Annotated in this window: 16 protein-coding genes; 6 read left to right on the top strand and 10 right to left on the bottom strand. The window is 58.5% G+C overall.

Annotation, left to right across the window (positions count from 1 at the left end; translation table 11 throughout):
• Positions 1-53: 53 nt before the first annotated feature.
• The 3 genes from ACAW74_RS10325 (at position 54) to ACAW74_RS10315 (ending at position 3,161) form a co-directional block, all read left to right on the top strand.
• Positions 54-1,316 (top strand): MFS transporter, encoded by a 1,263-nt coding sequence (locus ACAW74_RS10325; RefSeq protein WP_370698119.1) that lies wholly within the window; start codon positions 54-56, stop codon positions 1,314-1,316.
• A gap of 136 nt (positions 1,317-1,452) precedes the next feature.
• Positions 1,453-2,700, top strand: a complete 1,248-nt coding sequence (locus ACAW74_RS10320; protein ID WP_370698118.1) for an MFS transporter — start codon at positions 1,453-1,455, stop codon at positions 2,698-2,700.
• Between the two features lie 68 nt (positions 2,701-2,768).
• On the top strand, positions 2,769-3,161 hold the full coding sequence (locus ACAW74_RS10315) for a hypothetical protein (protein ID WP_370698117.1): 393 nt from the start codon (positions 2,769-2,771) through the stop codon (positions 3,159-3,161).
• 123 nt (positions 3,162-3,284) lie between these two features.
• Here ACAW74_RS10315 and ACAW74_RS10310 read toward each other — a convergent pair whose 3' ends face one another.
• On the bottom strand, positions 3,285-3,686 hold the full coding sequence (locus tag ACAW74_RS10310; protein WP_370698116.1) for a DUF4783 domain-containing protein: 402 nt from the start codon (positions 3,684-3,686) through the stop codon (positions 3,285-3,287).
• A 223-nt stretch (positions 3,687-3,909) separates the two neighbouring features.
• Between ACAW74_RS10310 and ACAW74_RS10305 the strand changes: the two genes are divergently transcribed.
• Entirely contained in the window at positions 3,910-4,413 is a 504-nt protein-coding gene (locus ACAW74_RS10305; protein ID WP_370698115.1) for a phosphoribosyltransferase family protein, read from the top strand.
• Between the two features lie 102 nt (positions 4,414-4,515).
• Here the strand turns inward: ACAW74_RS10305 and ACAW74_RS10300 are convergent, their stop codons facing one another.
• The gene (locus tag ACAW74_RS10300; RefSeq protein WP_370698114.1) at positions 4,516-4,818 is read right to left on the bottom strand and encodes a DUF4286 family protein; all 303 of its coding nucleotides are present in this window, start codon (positions 4,816-4,818) and stop codon (positions 4,516-4,518) included.
• 43 nt (positions 4,819-4,861) lie between these two features.
• On the opposite strand from ACAW74_RS10300, the gene ACAW74_RS10295 reads away from it, so the two are divergent.
• A complete protein-coding gene (locus ACAW74_RS10295; protein WP_370698113.1) occupies positions 4,862-5,296 on the top strand; it encodes a cytochrome B in 435 nt (144 codons plus the stop codon).
• 159 nt (positions 5,297-5,455) lie between these two features.
• Here ACAW74_RS10295 and ACAW74_RS10290 read toward each other — a convergent pair whose 3' ends face one another.
• Positions 5,456-7,030: a hydroxymethylglutaryl-CoA reductase gene (locus ACAW74_RS10290; RefSeq protein ID WP_370698112.1), complete on the bottom strand. Its 1,575-nt coding sequence runs from the start codon at positions 7,028-7,030 to the stop codon at positions 5,456-5,458.
• Here ACAW74_RS10290 and ACAW74_RS10285 point away from each other — a divergent pair.
• Positions 7,029-7,778 (top strand): TIGR04283 family arsenosugar biosynthesis glycosyltransferase, encoded by a 750-nt coding sequence (locus ACAW74_RS10285; protein ID WP_370698111.1) that lies wholly within the window; start codon positions 7,029-7,031, stop codon positions 7,776-7,778. The genes ACAW74_RS10290 and ACAW74_RS10285 overlap by 2 nt on opposite strands.
• Positions 7,779-7,847: 69 nt before the next feature.
• On the opposite strand, the gene ACAW74_RS10280 is transcribed toward ACAW74_RS10285, so the two are convergent.
• The 7 genes from ACAW74_RS10280 to ACAW74_RS10250 form a co-directional block, all read right to left on the bottom strand.
• The gene (locus ACAW74_RS10280) at positions 7,848-8,750 is read right to left on the bottom strand and encodes an FHA domain-containing protein (protein ID WP_370698110.1); all 903 of its coding nucleotides are present in this window, start codon (positions 8,748-8,750) and stop codon (positions 7,848-7,850) included.
• Positions 8,751-8,915: 165 nt separating this feature from the next.
• Positions 8,916-10,517 (bottom strand): FAD-dependent oxidoreductase, encoded by a 1,602-nt coding sequence (locus tag ACAW74_RS10275; RefSeq protein ID WP_370698109.1) that lies wholly within the window; start codon positions 10,515-10,517, stop codon positions 8,916-8,918.
• Positions 10,518-10,611: 94 nt separating this feature from the next.
• Complete coding sequence (locus ACAW74_RS10270) at positions 10,612-11,328, bottom strand: SGNH/GDSL hydrolase family protein (RefSeq protein WP_370698108.1); 717 nt, start codon at positions 11,326-11,328, stop codon at positions 10,612-10,614.
• Between the two features lie 37 nt (positions 11,329-11,365).
• Complete coding sequence (locus ACAW74_RS10265; protein WP_370698107.1) at positions 11,366-12,793, bottom strand: RagB/SusD family nutrient uptake outer membrane protein; 1,428 nt, start codon at positions 12,791-12,793, stop codon at positions 11,366-11,368.
• A 19-nt stretch (positions 12,794-12,812) separates the two neighbouring features.
• Positions 12,813-16,292, bottom strand: coding sequence for a SusC/RagA family TonB-linked outer membrane protein (locus tag ACAW74_RS10260; RefSeq protein WP_370698106.1), 3,480 nt, complete (start codon positions 16,290-16,292; stop codon positions 12,813-12,815).
• A gap of 11 nt (positions 16,293-16,303) precedes the next feature.
• Positions 16,304-17,347 (bottom strand): FecR family protein, encoded by a 1,044-nt coding sequence (locus ACAW74_RS10255; RefSeq protein ID WP_370698105.1) that lies wholly within the window; start codon positions 17,345-17,347, stop codon positions 16,304-16,306.
• Positions 17,344-18,000 (bottom strand): RNA polymerase sigma-70 factor, encoded by a 657-nt coding sequence (locus ACAW74_RS10250; RefSeq protein WP_370698104.1) that lies wholly within the window; start codon positions 17,998-18,000, stop codon positions 17,344-17,346. Before ACAW74_RS10250 ends, ACAW74_RS10255 begins: the two co-directional genes overlap by 4 nt.
• Positions 18,001-18,186 lie beyond the last annotated feature (186 nt).

Below are 18,186 nucleotides of genomic sequence, written 5' to 3'. Positions count from 1 at the left end.
GCTTCTTACTTGTCTGTCTACCAGAAAAGGCCTTTCCTTTGTAAACTTGCCCTATGCAATCCTCCCTTACCTCTAAATCTGTACAGACAACGGGCTTGTTCAGCCTACCCGTTATTGTGGCCGCCCTGGGCTACTTTGTCGATATCTACGATTTACTACTCTTCGGCATCGTGCGGGTGCCCAGCCTGCAATCGCTGGGCCTGACCGCCGAGCAGATTTCGACCGACGGCACGCTCATTTTCAACTGGCAGATGATTGGCCTCCTGCTGGGCGGCATTCTATGGGGGATTCTGGGCGATAAGCGCGGCCGGCTGTCGGTGTTGTTTGGTTCGATTATCACCTATTCGCTGGCCAACATTGCCTGCGGCTTTATCCCGTCGATCACCTTCATGGACAAAGTCACCTACTACGCGCTGATGCGGTTTGTGGCGGGTGTGGGGCTGGCCGGCGAATTGGGCGCGGGTATCACGCTCGTCAGCGAGGTGTTGCCCACGCGGCTGCGGGCCATAGGTACGTCGCTGGTGGCGGGTATCGGCCTGTTTGGAGCGGTAGTGGCCTATTTCACCGTCAAACTTTTCGACTGGAACATCGCCTATTTCATCGGCGGTGGCATGGGCATCGGCTTACTGCTGTTGCGCGTTGGCGTGGTGGAATCGGGCATGTACAAAAACGTGTCGGCGAACCACGCTGTGAACAAGGGGAATTTCTTCGCCTTTTTCACCAACGCCGACCGCTTCAGTCGCTACATGAAATGCATCGGGCTGGGCATTCCCACCTGGTTTGTGATCGGCATTCTGGCGACGTTCTCCAACGAGTTTGGTACGGCGCTCGGCATCACGCAGGAAGTGAAACCGGGGCTGGCCATTATGTGGTGTTACGTAGGCCTGTCGACGGGCGATCTGGCGAGCGGATTCATTAGTCAGGCGCTGGCGTCGCGCCGGAAGGCCGTTCTCGGTCTGATGCTCTTTACGCTGGCCGCCAGCGTGGTGTATCTGTTCGGCGGGCTACAGTCCGACACGGCGCTCTACATGGCGTGTCTGGCGCTGGGCTTCGGTATTGGTTATTGGGCGATGTTCGTAACCATCGGGGCCGAACAGTTTGGTACGAACCTGCGTGCCACGGCTGCCACCACCGTACCCAACATGGTGCGCGGGCTTGTTTTCCCGATGACCACGCTCTACCAGACCGTAAAGCCTACCCAGGGCGTCATCACGGCAGGGGCTATCGTGGGCGTCATCGCCTTTGCCATCGGCATCTACAGCGTGCTGACCATTCCCGAAACCCACGGTAAGGAGATGGATTTCCTGGAAGAGTAGGGGGGAGGAATGAATAATGTACAATGGGCCTTGCGGCGGATCGCTAACGTCAGAGTAAGACGCGCCAGCCATTGTACATCGTACATTATTCATTGTACATTTTCATCCGTATAGCACCATTCATTAGCTGGTAAAAATGCCTCAGCGCCCCTACGTTACCTTGTTTTCGCTGCCCGTGATTGTGTCGGCGCTTGGGTTCTTTGTCGACGTGTACGACATGCTCATTTTCAGCATTGTGCGGGTACCTAGCCTGCAATCGCTGGCGTTGAGCAAAGCCGACGTATCGAGCGTGGGCGCATTCATCCTCAATTGTCAGCAGGCGGGGCTGCTTGTTGGCGGTATCCTGTGGGGCATTGTCGGCGACCGGCGGGGGCGGATGTCGGTGCTGTTCGGCTCGATCATCATGTACTCGCTGGCTAACATTGCCTGCGGATTTGTGCCGGTCGTTCGGTTTATGGCACCCACCGATTATTACGCGCTGATGCGGTTTGTGGCGGGTGTGGGGCTGTCGGGCGAGATTGGCGCGGCGATGGTGCTGGTGTCTGAGATTCTGCCCAAGGCGATTCGCGGGTTTGGTACGTCGGTAGTGGCCGGGACGGGCTATCTGGGCGCCGGGATGGCCTACATCATCAACAGTTTGTTCGATTGGCAAACGGCATTTTTTGTGGGCGGCATCATGGGTCTACTGCTCCTGCTACTGCGGGTCAGCGTGTTTGAATCGGGCCTGTTTACTAATCTGAAGCAGGAGCGCCACGAAGTCGATCGGGGTAATTTTCTGCATTTTTTCAGCAGCAGACGGCAGGCCGTCAAATACTTGCGTTGCGTGGCGTTGGGGCTACCGACCTGGTTTGTGGTGGGTATTCTGGCCACCTTTGCCAACGAATTTGGCGAAGCGATGGCGATTGGCACAACGATTGATCCGGGGCGGTGCGTAATGCTGCTCTACGTGGGGCTGGCCGTGGGCGATCTGTTGTCGGGGCCAATCAGCCAATGGCTTCGGTCGCGCAAACGAGCCGTAACTGGCCTGTTGTTAACCAGTCTGACACTCTGCGGCATCTACCTGTTTGGCGGGCTTAAGACGCCAGGTACGTTGTATGTCGTGATGGCGCTGCTCGGTTTTTGCACGGGGTATATTGCCATGTATCTGACGATGGTGGCCGAGCAATACGGCACTAACCTACGCGCCACCGCCACGACCTCGGTGCCGAGTATTGTGCGGGGTATGCTGATCCCGATGACGCTGGCGTTCAAGGCCATGAAACCAGGCCTGGGTACGTTGGGCGCGGCGGGCGTGCTAGGCGCTGTCATTTTCGCGCTGGCGTTCTGGTCGCTGAGTCGTATGGAAGAAACCTTTGCCAAAGACCTCGATTTTGTGGAAGCCTGACGGAAGAAACTGGACGGTCCAACCTTTTGTGGGCGGCGTGGGTCTTATACGAAAATCAACACATGGCTATGACTCGCTGGATCTTTGTATTTCTCCTGACATCGCTGTTGAGCTGTACCAATAAGACGACACTCAACCCGGAGGGAGGCGACGTGCTGGAAAGTAGCGCTACTCTGCGTGGCGACAACCTGCCCGTTGATGGGTGTAATGCACACCTATGGCTCATGACGGATGGTACCTCCTCTGACTCACGTACCTACATCCGCCTGCCGACGCCAGCTACCCGCCCGTTGATGGATCGGCTAATTCAGGCCGAGGTGGCCGCATCGGGCAATGGCTACTGGATGGGTAGCAAAGACGTGACAATCCGGTATCGTGAAACGGGCCAAACCACCACACTGCAATGCGGCTGGGGTGCTACGCAGCAGGTGAAAACGATTGAGCTGCTTGATATCCGGTAAGAACCAAATTAATTAGTAAGTTGCTGACGATGAGCATAATAGAAGGTTCATTGTCAGCAACTTTTTTTTGCGTCATAGCCACAAGCTTGGGTTTTACATCAGGTCGGGGGCCTTACTACAGACCTACTCGTTGACCTGAATGGAATGAATGCGGTATTTGCCTGGAGCTGTTTGGCGCATCAGCACATTGACGCGAAACGCTTGTGAGCCAGACCAATAGGTGCCGGTGGTATACCGCAGGTGAGGAGTTAGCCCCTGATCTGACGGTTGGAAATGGCGGGGCGGGTATTTTTTGAAAAACGACCGCATGATTAACTCCGCCTGACTGGCCCGAACCGACGGGTAATCAACCCCAAACGGATCAATGCGTAACTCAAGATTTGCGTCAAAATAAGAGGCCAACCGATTGGCTTCGCCCAGCCGCATTGAGTCGCCGATCGCCTGTGTCGGGTTGGCTTCCGACGAAAAACACGACATACTAACCCAGAGCAGACAACTGATGAGCCATAGACAATACGACTTCATAAACGCTTTGGAAAACTGTATTGACTAGGAAGTGAATGGTGATGTACTGACTAGCTAGTAGGCGAAAACTGTGCCAGAATCCTATTACCAATTAGCGGCGATGGTAACATATGAAAACATGTGATAATCGGCGAATACAATCGATATCCTGATCGTAGGGGCGAAATCCAGCGTCTTTATAGTACAATTGCAGCTTAATTCTGGCTTTTGGCCTATCCTTTGTATGGCAGTGACTCCTATTCTGACCGCGACGCAGATTCAACAGAAAATCCGGCGTATTGCCAGTCAGCTTTACGAAACCAATTTTGACGAGAAGGCGCTGGTGTTGGCGGGCGTCGCGGGCGAAGGCTACGAACTGGCCCGGCGGCTGGCCGAAGAACTCCGGCAGATTGCCCCCTTTGCGGTATCGCTGGTGCAACTGACGATCGATAAAACGCAGACGACACAACCCGAGATGACCCTGCCCGACCCGGTAGCGGATTACAGCAATAAAGTAGTGGTGCTGATTGACGACGTGCTCTACTCAGGCCGGACGCTGGCCTTCAGCCTGCAACCGTTCCTGTCGGTGCCGGTTCGGAAAATTCAGGTGGCGGTGCTGGTCAACCGGAACCACCCGCGCTACCCCATTGCCGCCGATTTCATTGGCCTCGAACTGGCCACAACGCTCAACGAACACATCGAAGTGATCCTGAGTGACAAAGAGCGGGAAGGGGTCTATTTGAGGTAATCTAAAGTTCAATGTCCAAGGTTCAAAGTTCAAAGTTGGCTGGCACCAGAGTAGTACGCGCCAGCCAACTTTGAACCTTGGACATTGGACATTGAACCTACTTTACACTTCCTCCAGTAGCGTACGAAAGGAGGTGTAGCGGTTGGTGTAGCGGTCGGCGACTTGTTGTTGCAGGGCGGGCTGGTAGCGGCTCTGGTAAGTCAGGAAGTCTTCCATCGTCTGAAACCAGTACTGGAAGGTGTAGGTTGCGCCGCCATTGTCGATTTCGGTGAGCAGCTTCAGTACGTTGTTGTTGATGGGCAGGCCCGTATTCATGACGTCGGGTACGTGTACGTCTTTCATCCAGCGTAAAAACTCCCGTTCAATCCGCAGATCGACGTTCATTGTGATGTTGTAGAGAATCATTGTCGTTTCTTTGCACCCAGTTCACATTAGCTCACATTACACCATGTATTCTGGATTAGTTCACGCCCATTCCGGGCTTCGCTGGGTAGCCCTGCTGCTGTTGGTGGCGGCCGTTTTTGTATCGGTAAGCCGCTGGATGGGGAATCAGTCGTTTACCGACGGCAACCGGAAATTGTACCTGTTTACCCTCATTTCCGTTCACCTCCAACTGGTATTGGGCCTGATTCTGTACTTCATCAGCCCTAAAGTCAACTTCGACGGCATGAGTGACCGCATCGTACGGTTTTACTCAGTCGAGCACATCACCATCATGCTGCTGGCCATCGCGCTGATCACGGTCGGCTACTCGCGCTCGAAACGCGCCACCAACGACACGCAGAAGCACCGCCTCGTGGGCATCTTCTACGGCATCGGCCTCGCCCTTATTCTGGCCGGTATCCCCTGGGCCTTCCGTAACCTCGGCGCGGGTAATTTTTAATGAATAATGTACGATGTACAATGTACAATGTACAATGGCTGACGCGTCTTACTCTGGCGTTAGCGATCCGCCGCAAGGCCTATTGTACATTGTGCATCGTACATTATTCATCATACATCATACATCATACATCATACATCATACATCATACATCATACATCATTCATTCCTCTTCACCTCATGGCTCGACACCCAGTCGAGGGAGGAGATGGCGGCGGCTAGCGATAGCTCGCCTGCTGCGACGACACCCGCCACGATTTCGGCGAATTTCATGACCTGCCCCGGTCCGTAGCAGTCCATCAGTTCGAGGCATTCGCGCTGAGTGGGCAGCCCCGTACCGCCACCGTGCGTGGCCACAATCAGCGAGGGCAAGGTTACCGACCCATACAGATCGCCGTTGGACAGAATCTCGGAATAGGCGATGGCCGCCGATGATTCGGCCAGACACGCCACATCCTGACCCGTGGCGATAAACAGCGCCGCCAGCCCGTTGACCGAGTGCAGGCCGTTGTTGTTGGTGCCAGCCAGCCACGCACCCACCTGCCCCACGCGGGCGTGCCGGTGGAGCTGCTCCGGTTCAACCTGTAACTCCCGGATCAATAAAGCACGCGGGATCGTGATCTCCGCCGTAACCCGTTTGCCGCGTGTCCGCAGCACGTTGATCTGCGACGGCTTCTTGTCGGTTGCCATGTTCGATTCCAGAAAAAAGTGCTGAATCTGGCCTTCGGGGTACTGCTCCAGAATGTAGTTGCAGGCCGCGAGCGTAGCTTTCGTCACCATATTCTGGCCCGCCGCATCACCGGTGGTGTAGCCAAAGCGCAGAAACGCCAGTTTGCCGTTCAGGTACGTATCTACGTAGCGGAGTTTGGCGTAGCTGGACGTCGTCTGGGCTTCGGCGGCTAGTTGGGGCTGCCGCGCTTCGATCCAGCGCACAAAGTCGCGGGCGGCGCGGGCGTTGGCAAACTCGAAGACGGGTGCCCGTTGCATGGCGTCGTCCTGAACGGTGCAGGTAACGCCGCCGCTGCCGTTGATGAGCTTGATGCCCCGGTTGTAGCTTGCCACCAGGGTGCCTTCGGTTGTCGCCATCGGAATCAGGAAGTCGCCCTGGGCGAATTCGCCGTTCACGCGCAACGGCCCGGCCAGCCCGATGGGCACCTGCGCAACGCCAACAAAATTTTCGATGTTCCGCCGCACGGTGTCGGGCACAAACGATGCCTTGAACAGGTGCTGCGGCTGTGTCTGGGTACGTTCCGCCAGGAATCGTTGCCGCTCGGCGACCGCATCGGGCGTGTAATCGTCGGCCTGCCGGGGAATGCCCAGCGTTGCGGGGGCGGTCGGCGCGTCGGTCTCGCCAAAGAGGCCGGGCTGTAATTCGTCGTCGACGCGCAGCGTAATGGTGCCGAACGGTTTGGTGTGCAGCGTGATTTCGAGTTGATGCCTGCCGGGCGACAGCTGAGCGGCCTGCGCCACCACCCGCACCGATTTGCGCAGTGGAAAGGGGAGGGGTTGAGCTGGGGTAATGGCGGCAACCGGGACGGCCTCACCCGTATCGGGAATGAGCTGGAACGTATCGGCTGGGTAGTCGATGCCGTCGATACGGGCGCGTTGCAGGCCGGTAAACTGGGCGTCGGCCAGTCGGTTTTTAAGGGTGAACGTAAAGCCCGTTGGCGTGTTTTGTAAGCTACTGCGTGTGTACAGCTGTTTAAGCAACACGCCCGGTATAAATTGAAACATGGTGTCTGTATCGATTATCATTCCTACGCTTAATGAGGCGGCCGATTTGCCCCGCACCCTGCGTTTAGTGCGCCAACTCTGCCCCGAGCCCGTCGATGTGTGGGTAGCCGACGGGGGGAGCACCGACCAGACACTGGCGCTTGTCCATGCGGCCCAGGCTGATTGGCCCAACCTGCACCTGCTTTGCTGCGACCGGTTGGGGCGAGCTACGCAGATGAACCAGGCGGCGCAGCGCGCGCAGGGCGATTTACTCTGTTTCCTGCACGCCGACACTACGTTGCCCGACGATGCGCTGGACGTGATTGGACAGACGCTAGCTTGCCCAAAAGTGGCGGCGGGCGGCTTCATCTCCATCATGCGTGGCCCCACGCAAACCCGCTGGCTGACGTCGTTGCACAATTTCCTGAAAACCTACTACGCCCCGCTGCTGTTCAGGCCGCACCTGTTTTTCTTTCGTGGGGCACGGTTGCTCTTCGGCGATCAGGCCATCTTTTGCCGCCGTGCGCAGTTCCTGGCCATCGGGGGCTACGCCGACGATATGCCTATTATGGAGGAGGCCGATCTGCTGCTCAAGCTGGTGCGGTACGGGCGCGTGCGGCAGGTAAGCCGGCTGGTCGAATCGTCGGACCGGCGTGTGGCGAAGTGGGGTTTCTGGAAAGCCAACGCCATCTACCTGACCATCGGCTTTCTGTGGGGCATTGGCTACCCGCCCGCCAAACTAAAGCGCTGGTACGCCGATGTGCGGTGAGGACCACCCCACCCCCTGCCCCTCCCCTTAAAGGAAGGGGAGGGGGGATGCCTGACGGCTACTATGAGATTACTCTACCAGTAGTTTGACTTCGCCGCCGAGTTCGATTTGATCGCCGGGGACGAGCAGGTAGCCGACGCCGGGCATATCGGCCCGTTCGAGGGTATCGTTGGCATGCAGAATCTTGGTTTTGTTGCCGTTGGTGGGTAGCCCGCCGGGGTCGACGTAGAGGCGGTAACGGCGCGCGGTCTCGTCGAATTTGATGGTGGCGTGCTGGCGGCTCACCACCTGATTGACCTCGCCCCGGCGCGGGTCGAAGGCGGGCTCTTCGGGATCGACGAACACAATGTCGTTGGTTCGGATGCGCCCCGATGCGGTCTCAACGGTGGCCCCTCGCCCTACGCAATACGTTAGTTTCTGCGAGGGATCGAGCAGGTAATCGGTCTCGGCGGTTTGGCCCGTGAGGGCGCGTAGCCGAAGCTGGGTAGGATGCACCGCCGTCGCTACGGGTTTGAATACGACCATCAGCCCAAAATTACCCTGATGATAGGTACAGTCGGCGGGGAGTTCGTCGGTGACCAGTTGCCATTCGAAGAGCCAGTTGGGGGCCAGCGCAATGTAGTGGTTGGCCAGGTGGCGGCTCAGTTCTTCCTGAAAGCGGCCCGGCTGATTGGCATACAGCACGACCTGCATGAGCTGCACCTCGTCGGGCGTGGGGCAACGTACCCAGAGTCGCAGGCCCAGCGGTGCGTTATCGGTTTCGTTGGCGTAGGGCGTCAGCTTTTCGATCAGAAACCGGAACAGTTCCTCGCGGCGCTGTGGGGCCGGGGGCGGTTTGGGGGCCGATGTGGTCGCAGGAGCGGGCGGCGGTGTGGCCCGGGGCCGGTTGACAGGCTCGTCGGGCATTGGTGGGGTAGCGGCGGGTGGTGCCCCGAGGCCGAAAAGCTGCTTGAGTTTGTCCGAAAAAGCCATGTTCACATCCGTTGAATCGTTGTTCTGTTTGTCTGCTGACCAAAAATAGGTGCAGCCCGACGAATAGAAAGCGATAACGGCCAAAAGTTAGGCTGCCGGATGGGAGCGTGGTGTCAGCCCGGAACGTCAGACCGTCCCAACCTGACACCACCTATCTAATGACAACTAATTCGTCAGACGTTGACCGTCTTTGAGTAAAACGGCTTTCAGCTTGTCGTATGGCAGGCGCTGCGGCGACACTTTGTTGTCGATAGACAGCACCGCCGCCGTGGCTGCCGACTGCCCCAGAATCATGAAGACCGGCTCCATCCGGATCGACCCGTAGGCGATATGGCTGGCCGACACGCAAACCGGCACTAGCAGGTTGCTGCATTCAGCTTCTTTAGGCAGAATCGACCCGTAAGCGATGGAATAGGGCTTGTCGGGGTGCACGCCGATGTCGCCTTCGTTCTGCACGTACCCGTCGGCTTTTACGTACCGCTGCGCCTGATGTGCATCGAGTGTGTAAGAGCCCATCCCGATGGGGTTGGGTACCTGCGTTTTGCCCAACGCGTCGGCTTCTTTCATCACGAACGTACCCAGCATGCGCCGGGCTTCGCGGATGTAAAGCTGGTGCGGCCAGCCGCCGTTGTCGGTAAACTCGTCTTTCGGCAGGCCCCATTGTTGCATGGCTTCGTGCACATCGGCAGGTACGTGTGGGTCGTTTTGCAGAAAATACATCAGCCCCTTCTGGTACCGTTCATGATCGCGGATGATGGCGCGGCGGCGTTCGTAGGTGGCCTCGGGGTAATCGTAGTTTTTGCCGATGTAATCCGTGCTGAATGGCCCGTGGTTGTTGGTGTCGGTTTTACGGTTCGGAATGGGGTCATACTTGGCAAATGTCTCGCGCCAGCCCGATGCAAACACCCGCGTCAGTAGTTCGTAACGGGCCGGGTCGTAGCCGTCTGGTTTCGGAAAAGGAATGCGGTTGTCGGGGTGATTGCTGAGGCACATCCGGAAGCAATACGCCTGAATGCGCTTGTCGCCTGCGCCTTTTTCGCCCGGTGGGTCTGCCGACACTTCGGGCAGCAGGCCGCTCGTGGGGTCACCCGCGATTTTATACGGGCTGATGTTCATCATGAAATGGTGGCGGTGGTGAAACACCTCGGTTTCAATGCCGTTGTGCTCTTCGCCGTAGACGCTGTTGGCCTCGCGCCCGACGTGGTAGCCTACGCCCGCGGCTGCCATCAGGTCGCCTTCATAGGTGGCGTCGATAAACATCTTACCCCGGTATTCGTGGCCGCTCAGCGTGCGGAACGACTGGATGGCGTTGCCTTTTTTAGATATACCTGTCGCGGCTCGGTCGAGCCATTCGTCGCGGTAGATGGTGAGTTTGTTTTCCCGGACAAAATCCTCAAAGACACGCTCGGCCGCGTGGGGTTCGAAGATCCACATCGTCCGGTTGGTGCCGTCGATGGCGGGGGTTCCCTGCCCTTTGTTGCCATACTCACCTGGCTTTTGCCATCTCCACGAGTCGGCGTTTTGGTAGTGCGTATACAGCCGCTGGTAAAACTGGCGCGACAGCCCGCCGATTACTTCCTTATTGCCCGTATCTGTGAAGCCCAGCCCGCCCGCCGACAGCCCGCCGAGGTGTTTGTCGGGCGAAACGATGATGACCGTTTTGCCCATCTTTTTCACCTGCACCGCTGCCGTGACCGCCGCCGAGGTGCCGCCGTAGATGATGACATCGGCCTGCCGAACAGCCGGTTGCGCCCGTATATGGCTCATAGACAAACTGTAGAAGGCCGCCAGAAGAAAACGCTTACGCGATAAGGAAATCATACGATTGAGTTTAGAGTCAAAACGAAAAGAGAGCGGCCGCCTACCCGGCAATCAGCCGCTGTAGGTAGGCTGGGTACGTTTGGTCGTCGGCATCGCCTTTGGTGATGCTGTCGCCGAAGCACACGATTCGGTTTCTGAGCAATTGCCGTTGGGTCAGGAAGGTGTACACTGTAACGGCCATGAGCCGGTAGCCGTCGGGGGTAGGATGAACGCCGTCGGTTTTGCCGCTGTTGGCCTCGTTCTTCAGCAGGCTGCTCCGGTCGAGGCCGATGTTGCCCACTGTGGCAAAGACACGGTGCATATCGAGGCAGGGCAACCCAAACGACGTGGCCGTGTCGCGGATCAGCTGGTTTAGCTGCTTTGTGCGGGCGGGGTGTCCTTCGGGCTTGTAAAAATTGGGGTCGTGGCGTGTCATCAGGTAAGGTTCGTATACCGGCAAAATGGTCATCAGCACGACCTCGCTGCGGGCGGCTTTGAGTTTGGTGCAGAGCTGCCGTAGGTTTTGCCCGTAGGCGCCGATAGGTACGTGCTTCCGACTGTTGACATCGTTGGTGCCAATCATCAGGATGGTCAGCTCGGGGTGTTGCGCCAGACAGTCGGCATCGATGCGTGCGAGCAGGTCGACGGTGTTGTTGCCGCCCACGCCCGCGTTGAAAACCACCGCGTTATCGGTGGGTTGGTGCGTGAAAGGACCAACTGCCCCGGCACCATACGGCGCCAAGGCGAGGGTGGTTTGTAGAAAAGTCCGGCGTTTCATGAATCAATCCGTGGGTACGTGCGCCCGTCAGTCGCGATTAATAACCCGGGTTCTGGGTCAGGGCGGGGTTGACGTCGCGTTCGGTTTGGGGAATGGGCAGCAGGTAGTGCCGGTCTTCGACCAGAATGCTGGGGTTCTGGGCTTTCATGGCGCTGATGAGCCGTTTGGTCCGGACCAGATCATACCACCGGTGCCCCTCGAAAGCCAGTTCGAGGCGCCGTTCCAGCAGTACGGCCTCGCGGAAATCCGCCTGCGTCAGTCCCGACAGATCGGCTAGCCCGGCCCGGCGGCGAATCCGGTTAAGGGCTGCATAGGCCTCGGCATTGCCCGCGCCCTGCTCGTTCAGCGCTTCGGCATACATCAGCAGCACGTCGGCGTAGCGGATGATGGGGAAGTTGTTGCTGCCTTCGCCGTTGGCCGTGGCCGACGGGTCGAGGTATTTGTAAACGTACCCAGGAAAGAGCACGCTGGCGGGCGCCGCCGGGTTTGTCGTGGCCGAATACAGCTTGATGGTGACGTCGCGGCGTTTGTCGGCGGCGCTGTATGTTTTGTACAGGTTTTCCGTGGCGGGGTCATCGCCAAAACCCGCTACGCCGTTGACTCGGTCGAAATTGGGGCGCATGTAGCCCTGCATCCAACTGCCTTCGCCTACGCCGCCACCGAGTGCCTGCATCTCGAAGACAGCTTCTTTGCCGTTTTTGTTGGCGATCAGAAACGCTTCACCGAAGGTAGCCCACAGATCGTATACACCCAGGTCGATTACCTCCTTGGCTTTGGCCGCGGCGCGGGGCCAATCCTGCCGGGTAAGGTACACTTTGGCCAGAAACGCCTTGGCGGCGCCCTGCGTAGCCCGGCCCCGGTCGGCACCGCTGTAGGTGGTTGGCAACACGGCTTCGGCTTCCGTAAAGTCCTGAACCACCTGCTTATACACATCATCGACGGATGCCCGCGCTACGTTCAGGTTGTCGAGCGAGGTGGTTTCGGTGAGTTGCAGCGGCACGCCGCCAAACAGCCGCACCAGTGTGAAGTAGTAGAAACCCCGCATGAATTTGGCCTCGGCAATAAACCGGTTTTTTAGCGCGTCGTCCATCGGGATGGCGGGCACCCTAGCAATGACCGTGTTGGCCCGGTTGATGGCCTGATACACCGTGCTCCAGACCGACTGAAACGTGCTGGTAGCGGGCGTAAACGTGTATTTGTCGAGGTCGTTCTTCGGCTGGTTGGCCGTCGACCGGCCGTTGCCCCACTCGGCATCGTCGGTCGCCTGGTCCTGGATAATCCACATCACCTGTGCGTACAGGTTCGACGAACCCAACGGGTCGTAGATGGTGCTGACGGCAGCGCGGGCGTCGTCGGCGTTGCGGTAAAAATTGGCGGGCGTGAAGGTGGCTTCAGGGGTTTGTTCCAGTACCTCACAGGCGGTCAGCGAGACCAGCAGACACAGAATAGAGAGAATCTTTTTCATGGTTTTGTGGGGTATTCGTTTAGAATCCGACGTTCAGACCAAACAGAATCGTTTTGGCGGCGGGGTAGCTGGCGTAGTCGAAGCCCTGACTACGGCCGTCTTGCCCAAACCGGTTCACTTCGGGGTCGTAGCCCGAATAGTTTGTGAAGGTCAGGTAGTTCTGGGCGGCCACATACACCCGCAGCGACTGGATACTCAGCGCCCGCAGCGCCGCCGATGGCAGGTTGTAGGCCAGCTGAATGTTCTTCAGCCGCAGGTACGAACCGTCTTCGATCTGCCGGGTCGAGATGCGGTTGGCGGGGCGGGTGGTCGAGGCGCGGGGTACGTCGGTATTCGTGTTGGTAGGTGTCCAGCGGTTCAGGATGTCGCGGGTCTGGTTGGTGGTGGCGTTGAGGTATTCCAACTCGAACCGGTTGGCGTTCAGGATGCTGTTGCCATATACGCCCTGGAAGAAGACGGTCAGTTCGAGTCCCTTATAGCTGAAGGTGTTGTTCAGGCCACCCACCAGCTTGGGTTGCGCCCGGCCAATGATGGTGCGGTCGTTGTCGTCGATCTTTTTGTCGCCGTTCAGGTCGGCGTATTTGCGGTCGCCGGGTTTGCGGGCCTGCGGATCGGCCAGCGCCGTCAGCTCGTCGGGTGTTTGGTAAAGGCCGTCGGTAACGTACCCGAAGAACGACCCCAGTGGCTCGCCGACGCGGATAATGCCCGAGTTAAGGTTTTGCCCGATGTTGGCTACCTGTCCGGCGAAAATCTGCGGCGCTCCGCCAATGTCCAGCACCTTGTTCCGGTTCATGGCCAGGTTCAGGTCGGTATTCCACTTAAACGCCTTGTCGACGTTGCGCGACGAAATGCCCAACTCAAACCCCTTGTTCTCGACCCTGCCCAAGTTCTTGATTGCGCTCGAATAGCCCGACGTGCTTGGGATGGTCACGCTCAGCAGCAGGTTTTTCGTCTGCTTCCAATAAGCATCAGCGGTGATGGTGATGCGGTTATTGAACAACCCCAGATCGATGCCCAGGTCGGCCTGCGTGGTGGTTTCCCAGCCTAGGTCGGGGTTAGCAATCTGCGCCGGTCCAATGCCCGTGGCGACGGCATTGCCGAAAACGTAGTTCTGCGTGCCCAACAGCGAATAGGCCGGGTAGTTGCCAATACCATCCTGGTTGCCGGTTGAGCCGTAGGTGGCCCGGAGCTTCAAATCACTCAGGGCGCGGGCGTTTTTGAGGAAGGCTTCCTCGCTCACCCGCCACGCCAGCGCCGCCGACGGGAAATAGCCGTACCGCTTGTTGGCCCCAAAGCGCGACGACCCATCGGCCCGGATGCTGGCCGTGAGCAGGTATTTGTCTTTATAGCCGTAGTTGACCCGCGCCAGATACGACTGCAACCCCCAGGTGCCGATACCCGACGAGGGCGACAGCGGCACCGCTGCCGAGCCCAGGTTACCCGAACTGAGGTTATCGTTGACGAAGCTCCGTGCCGCCGCCGTGCTGCTCTCCGAGCGGTTGGCCTGCTGCGTGAAACCGACCAGTGCCCCGACGCTGTGCACTGTGTTGATGGTGCGGTTGTAGGTCAGCAGGTTTTCGTTGAGCCAGGTAATGGCCTGCCCGTTGAAGATAGACCCAGACCCGCCCTGCGCCAGCCCACTCGACACCGAGCGGGGCAGGTAGTTGTCCTGTTTCTGCAAAATGGCATCGACACCCAGCAGCACCCGCAGGTTCAGCCCGTCGATGATCTGGTAATCGCCGAAGACATTGCCAAAGGCCCGGAAGGCGGTGTTGCGGTTGCGGCTCTCGCGGGCCAGCGCCACCGGGTTGTCGGCTGTGAAGTTCGACGCTCCGAGCAGGTAGCTGCCATCGGCATTGTAAACGGGCAGGATGGGCGGGAATTGCAGCGCCGCGATGGTTACCAGCCCCGCACTACCCAGGTCACCGTCGGTGCGCGACTGATTCGTGACGGTCCGGTTGATCGTCAGGCTGTTGCCGATCTTGATGCGGTTGGTCAGCTTCCGGTCCAGGTTGACACGAAACGAATACCGGTCGAAATCGGAGTTGACGACCACGCCGCCCTGCCTGAAATAGCCGCCGCCAATGGCATACTGGGTACGTTCGTCGCCCCCGCTGAACGAGAGCTGGTAGTTCTGAATGGGTGCCTGCCTGAATAACTCGTTTTGCCAGTCGGTGCCCTCGCCAAAGGCGTCGACCTGCGCCTGCGTGTAAACCGGCGCGCGCCCTTCATTGGTGTTGGCGTCGTTGACAAACTGAGCGTATTCGCGACCGTTCAATACGGGGTATTTCCGCCGCACGGTCTGAACGCCGTAATAAACGTCGAGGTTAATGGTCGATTTGCCAGCTTTGCCCCGTTTCGTCGTGATGATCACCACGCCGTTGGCCCCGCGCGAGCCGTAGATGGCCGTCGAGGAGGCGTCTTTCAGGACCGAAATGCTTTCGATGTCGTTGGGATTAAGCGTGCTGAGTACGTTGAAGCTGGAGCCGCTGCCCGCCCCGTCGTTTTTGAACGGAATGCCGTCGATCACGTACAGCGGTTCATTGTCGCCCTGAATGGAGTTGCCGCCCCGGATCCGGATGGTGGTTGAGCCGCCCGGCGCGCCCGAATTCTGAGTGATCTGTACCCCGGCGGCCCGGCCCTGCAACGACTGATCGAGCGAGGTAACGGCTACTTTCCGAATTTCATCGACCGGCACCGTCGCCACTGAGCCCGTCAGGTCGCTTTTCTTTACCTGCCCGTAGCCGACTACCACCACTTCATTGAGCGTTTTGTCGCTCACCGCCAGCGCGACGTTGAGGGTCGTCTGGTTACCGACGGCCACTTCCTGGCGCTCGTAGCCTACAAAGCTAAAGACCAGTGTTGTGTTCTGGTCGGGGACGCCGAGCTGAAAAGATCCGTTGCCGTCGGTGGTGGTGCCGCGCAGACTGCCTTTGATGACCACACTGACGCCGGGTAGCGCTTCGCCTTTTTCAGCGTCGGTCACCCGCCCCCGCACGATGATCTCCGCCGCCCGGTCGACCTGTTTGAGGGCCAGCTGACCAATCTCGCCGAAGTTGCTACGCTCCGTTTGGGAAGCTAGTGGGTCGGCTTCGGGCTGCGGTTGGCCGTCGGGAAATCGGGCGCCGACCTTCGGTGTTTTGCGTTCGGTAACCAGGTACGTTCCTGCCTTTACTTTTTTGTACCGCAGCCCCGTTTGTTGCAGGGCCAGATCGAGGTTGCGTTCCAGCGCCGCCGACCAGTCGAGCCGTTGTGACACCGTCAGGCCGTTTACCAGCCGGTCGGCAAAGAGAATATCGACGTTGTAGTGCGATTTCAGTTCGATCAGTACGTCTTTCAACTGGCGGGACGCCGTCATCTGTTGCGCCGAAAACGCCATCGAATTGGCCGATACGGTATGCATGCGGGCCATCGCCTGCGCCATTCCCGGCGACCCGTTCAGGAGCCAGAGCGCAGCCATCGGACAAACCAGCCGGAGTGAGTAAATGAATCGGTTCATGGTACTGGGGTTTATGCGTTGTTATCGTTAAGGACTACCTGCTGGTCGTGGCGCACCACGTTGATACCCAGCACATCGGAAATCGCCTGAAGCAATTCGTCGGCATTTTCGGCGTGGAACGAGCCGGTAATGGTCTGGCGGGCCAGGTCGTCGCCCACGATACGTACCTGGAGGCCGTAATTGTCGGTGAGCAGCTGTCCCACGTCGCGCAGGGAGGTGTTGTTGAAAATGAATTCGTGCCGTTGCCAGGCCGCGTAGTCGCGGGGTTTGGGCGTGGTGGCGCGTTGGAGCCGCCCGCCGCTGTCGAGGGCTACTACGTCGCCGGGCTTGAGCGTCAGCTGTTCCGTTCTCCGGGCCGAGGTGGGGTAGTTCACCAGCACTTTACCCTTGGCCAGCACCACTTTGGTTTCGCGGGGGCGGGCAAACACCGTAAACTCCGTGCCCAGCACCACCACGTCGAGCCCTTTGGCCGTGTGCACCACAAACCGCTGATCGTCGGGTGTGTGGACGACGGCAAAATTGGCTTCGCCCGTCAGCTGAACGTGGCGGCTTTTTTCGCCCCAGATCGCCTTCCCGAACCCAAACCGGGGCACCCGCAACGACGAATTGGCATTGAGCACCACCGTGCTGCCATCGGCCAGTTGCAGCGACCGGGTTTCGCCGTAGGCCGTCTGGATAGTTTGATACAGCAGGTGGTCGCGCAGGAGCCAGCCGCTCGCCAGTAGCACCAGCGTCAGGGAGGCGGCGATGAGGCCGTTGCGGGAAAACCAACTACGCCGAACAGCCTGAAACGGAGCCGTTGGCGCTACAGCCTCCGGGACCACAGCGGCGGCTGGGGGCTGTGTCTGCTCCAGAAAGGCGCGGTAGGTAGGGAGCGCGTCGGTCAGGTTGGCGATGTACTGGGGCTTGCGGCGTTCCCATTCGTCGAGGCAGCGGTAGAAGGTTTCTTCGTTGGCGGGGTCGCGAAGCCAGTCGGCAATCGTTTCCCGTTGCAGGGCCGTCACCCGCCCGGCGAAGTAGTCGAACAGAAGCTCGTGGCTGACAGTCGTGTTCATACAGAGAGCGTTAACAGGGTGAGGATCGACAGCGTCCACTTGGTCCGCAGCAGGTCGCGCAGAAAATGACTGGCTTTCCGAATCTGGGATTCAACCGTTTTGGGGGCCAGGTGCAGCTCATCGGCGATTTCGCCGTACTTCTTCCCCTCGAAGCGGTGCATGAGGTAGATTTTCCGTCGTTGCATCGGCAGCGAATTGATGGCCGCCTCCACGTCCTGATACAATTCTTCGTACTGGGTTACGTTGTCGGGCTGCTGCGATTCACCCGTCGAAAAGCCTTCGGCCGAGGCGAGGTCGGCTTGCCGGCTCACCTCCCAGCGGAGGTAGTTGTAGGCCTGATGCCGAACGGTTTTGTAGAGGTAAGCCCGGTAGGAAGTGGTGATGTTGGCAAACACCTGATTCGTATAAAACCGGCAGAAAACCTCCGACACCAGATCCTGCGCCACGTCGCGCGCGCCCACAAACCGAACGGCGTGGCTGCACAGGGGCTGGTAGTAGAGCCGAAACAGCAACTCGCAGCCCAGGCGAGGGTCGGTGGCAAAGGTGTTTCTGATGAACACCTCTGAGTCTGGCGTACCGGTCGCATCGGAGGCATCCTCCGCTATGCGTATAGGGACCGGTCTGCCCTGTCGATCTGCCTGATTCGTCGCCATCGCCCTCCTGTGAATTGGTCTATTTTTCCATAGACAAGTACTATGGAGCAAAACCATTACTGCTTTGGCCTATTTTTTTCTATTTAGTTAACTGGTGGTTTCGGCGGGCGAGATAGGCGGTTTAATCAATTTTAAACATAGAGAACCAGAAGGATCTAAGGTGGCTATGTAATCGTAGGTTTATTT

This window comes from Fibrella musci, assembly GCF_041321105.1.
GTDB classification, from domain to species: Bacteria; Bacteroidota; Bacteroidia; order Cytophagales; family Spirosomataceae; genus Fibrella; species Fibrella musci.
This window is presented reverse-complemented; position numbering and strand designations above follow the sequence as displayed.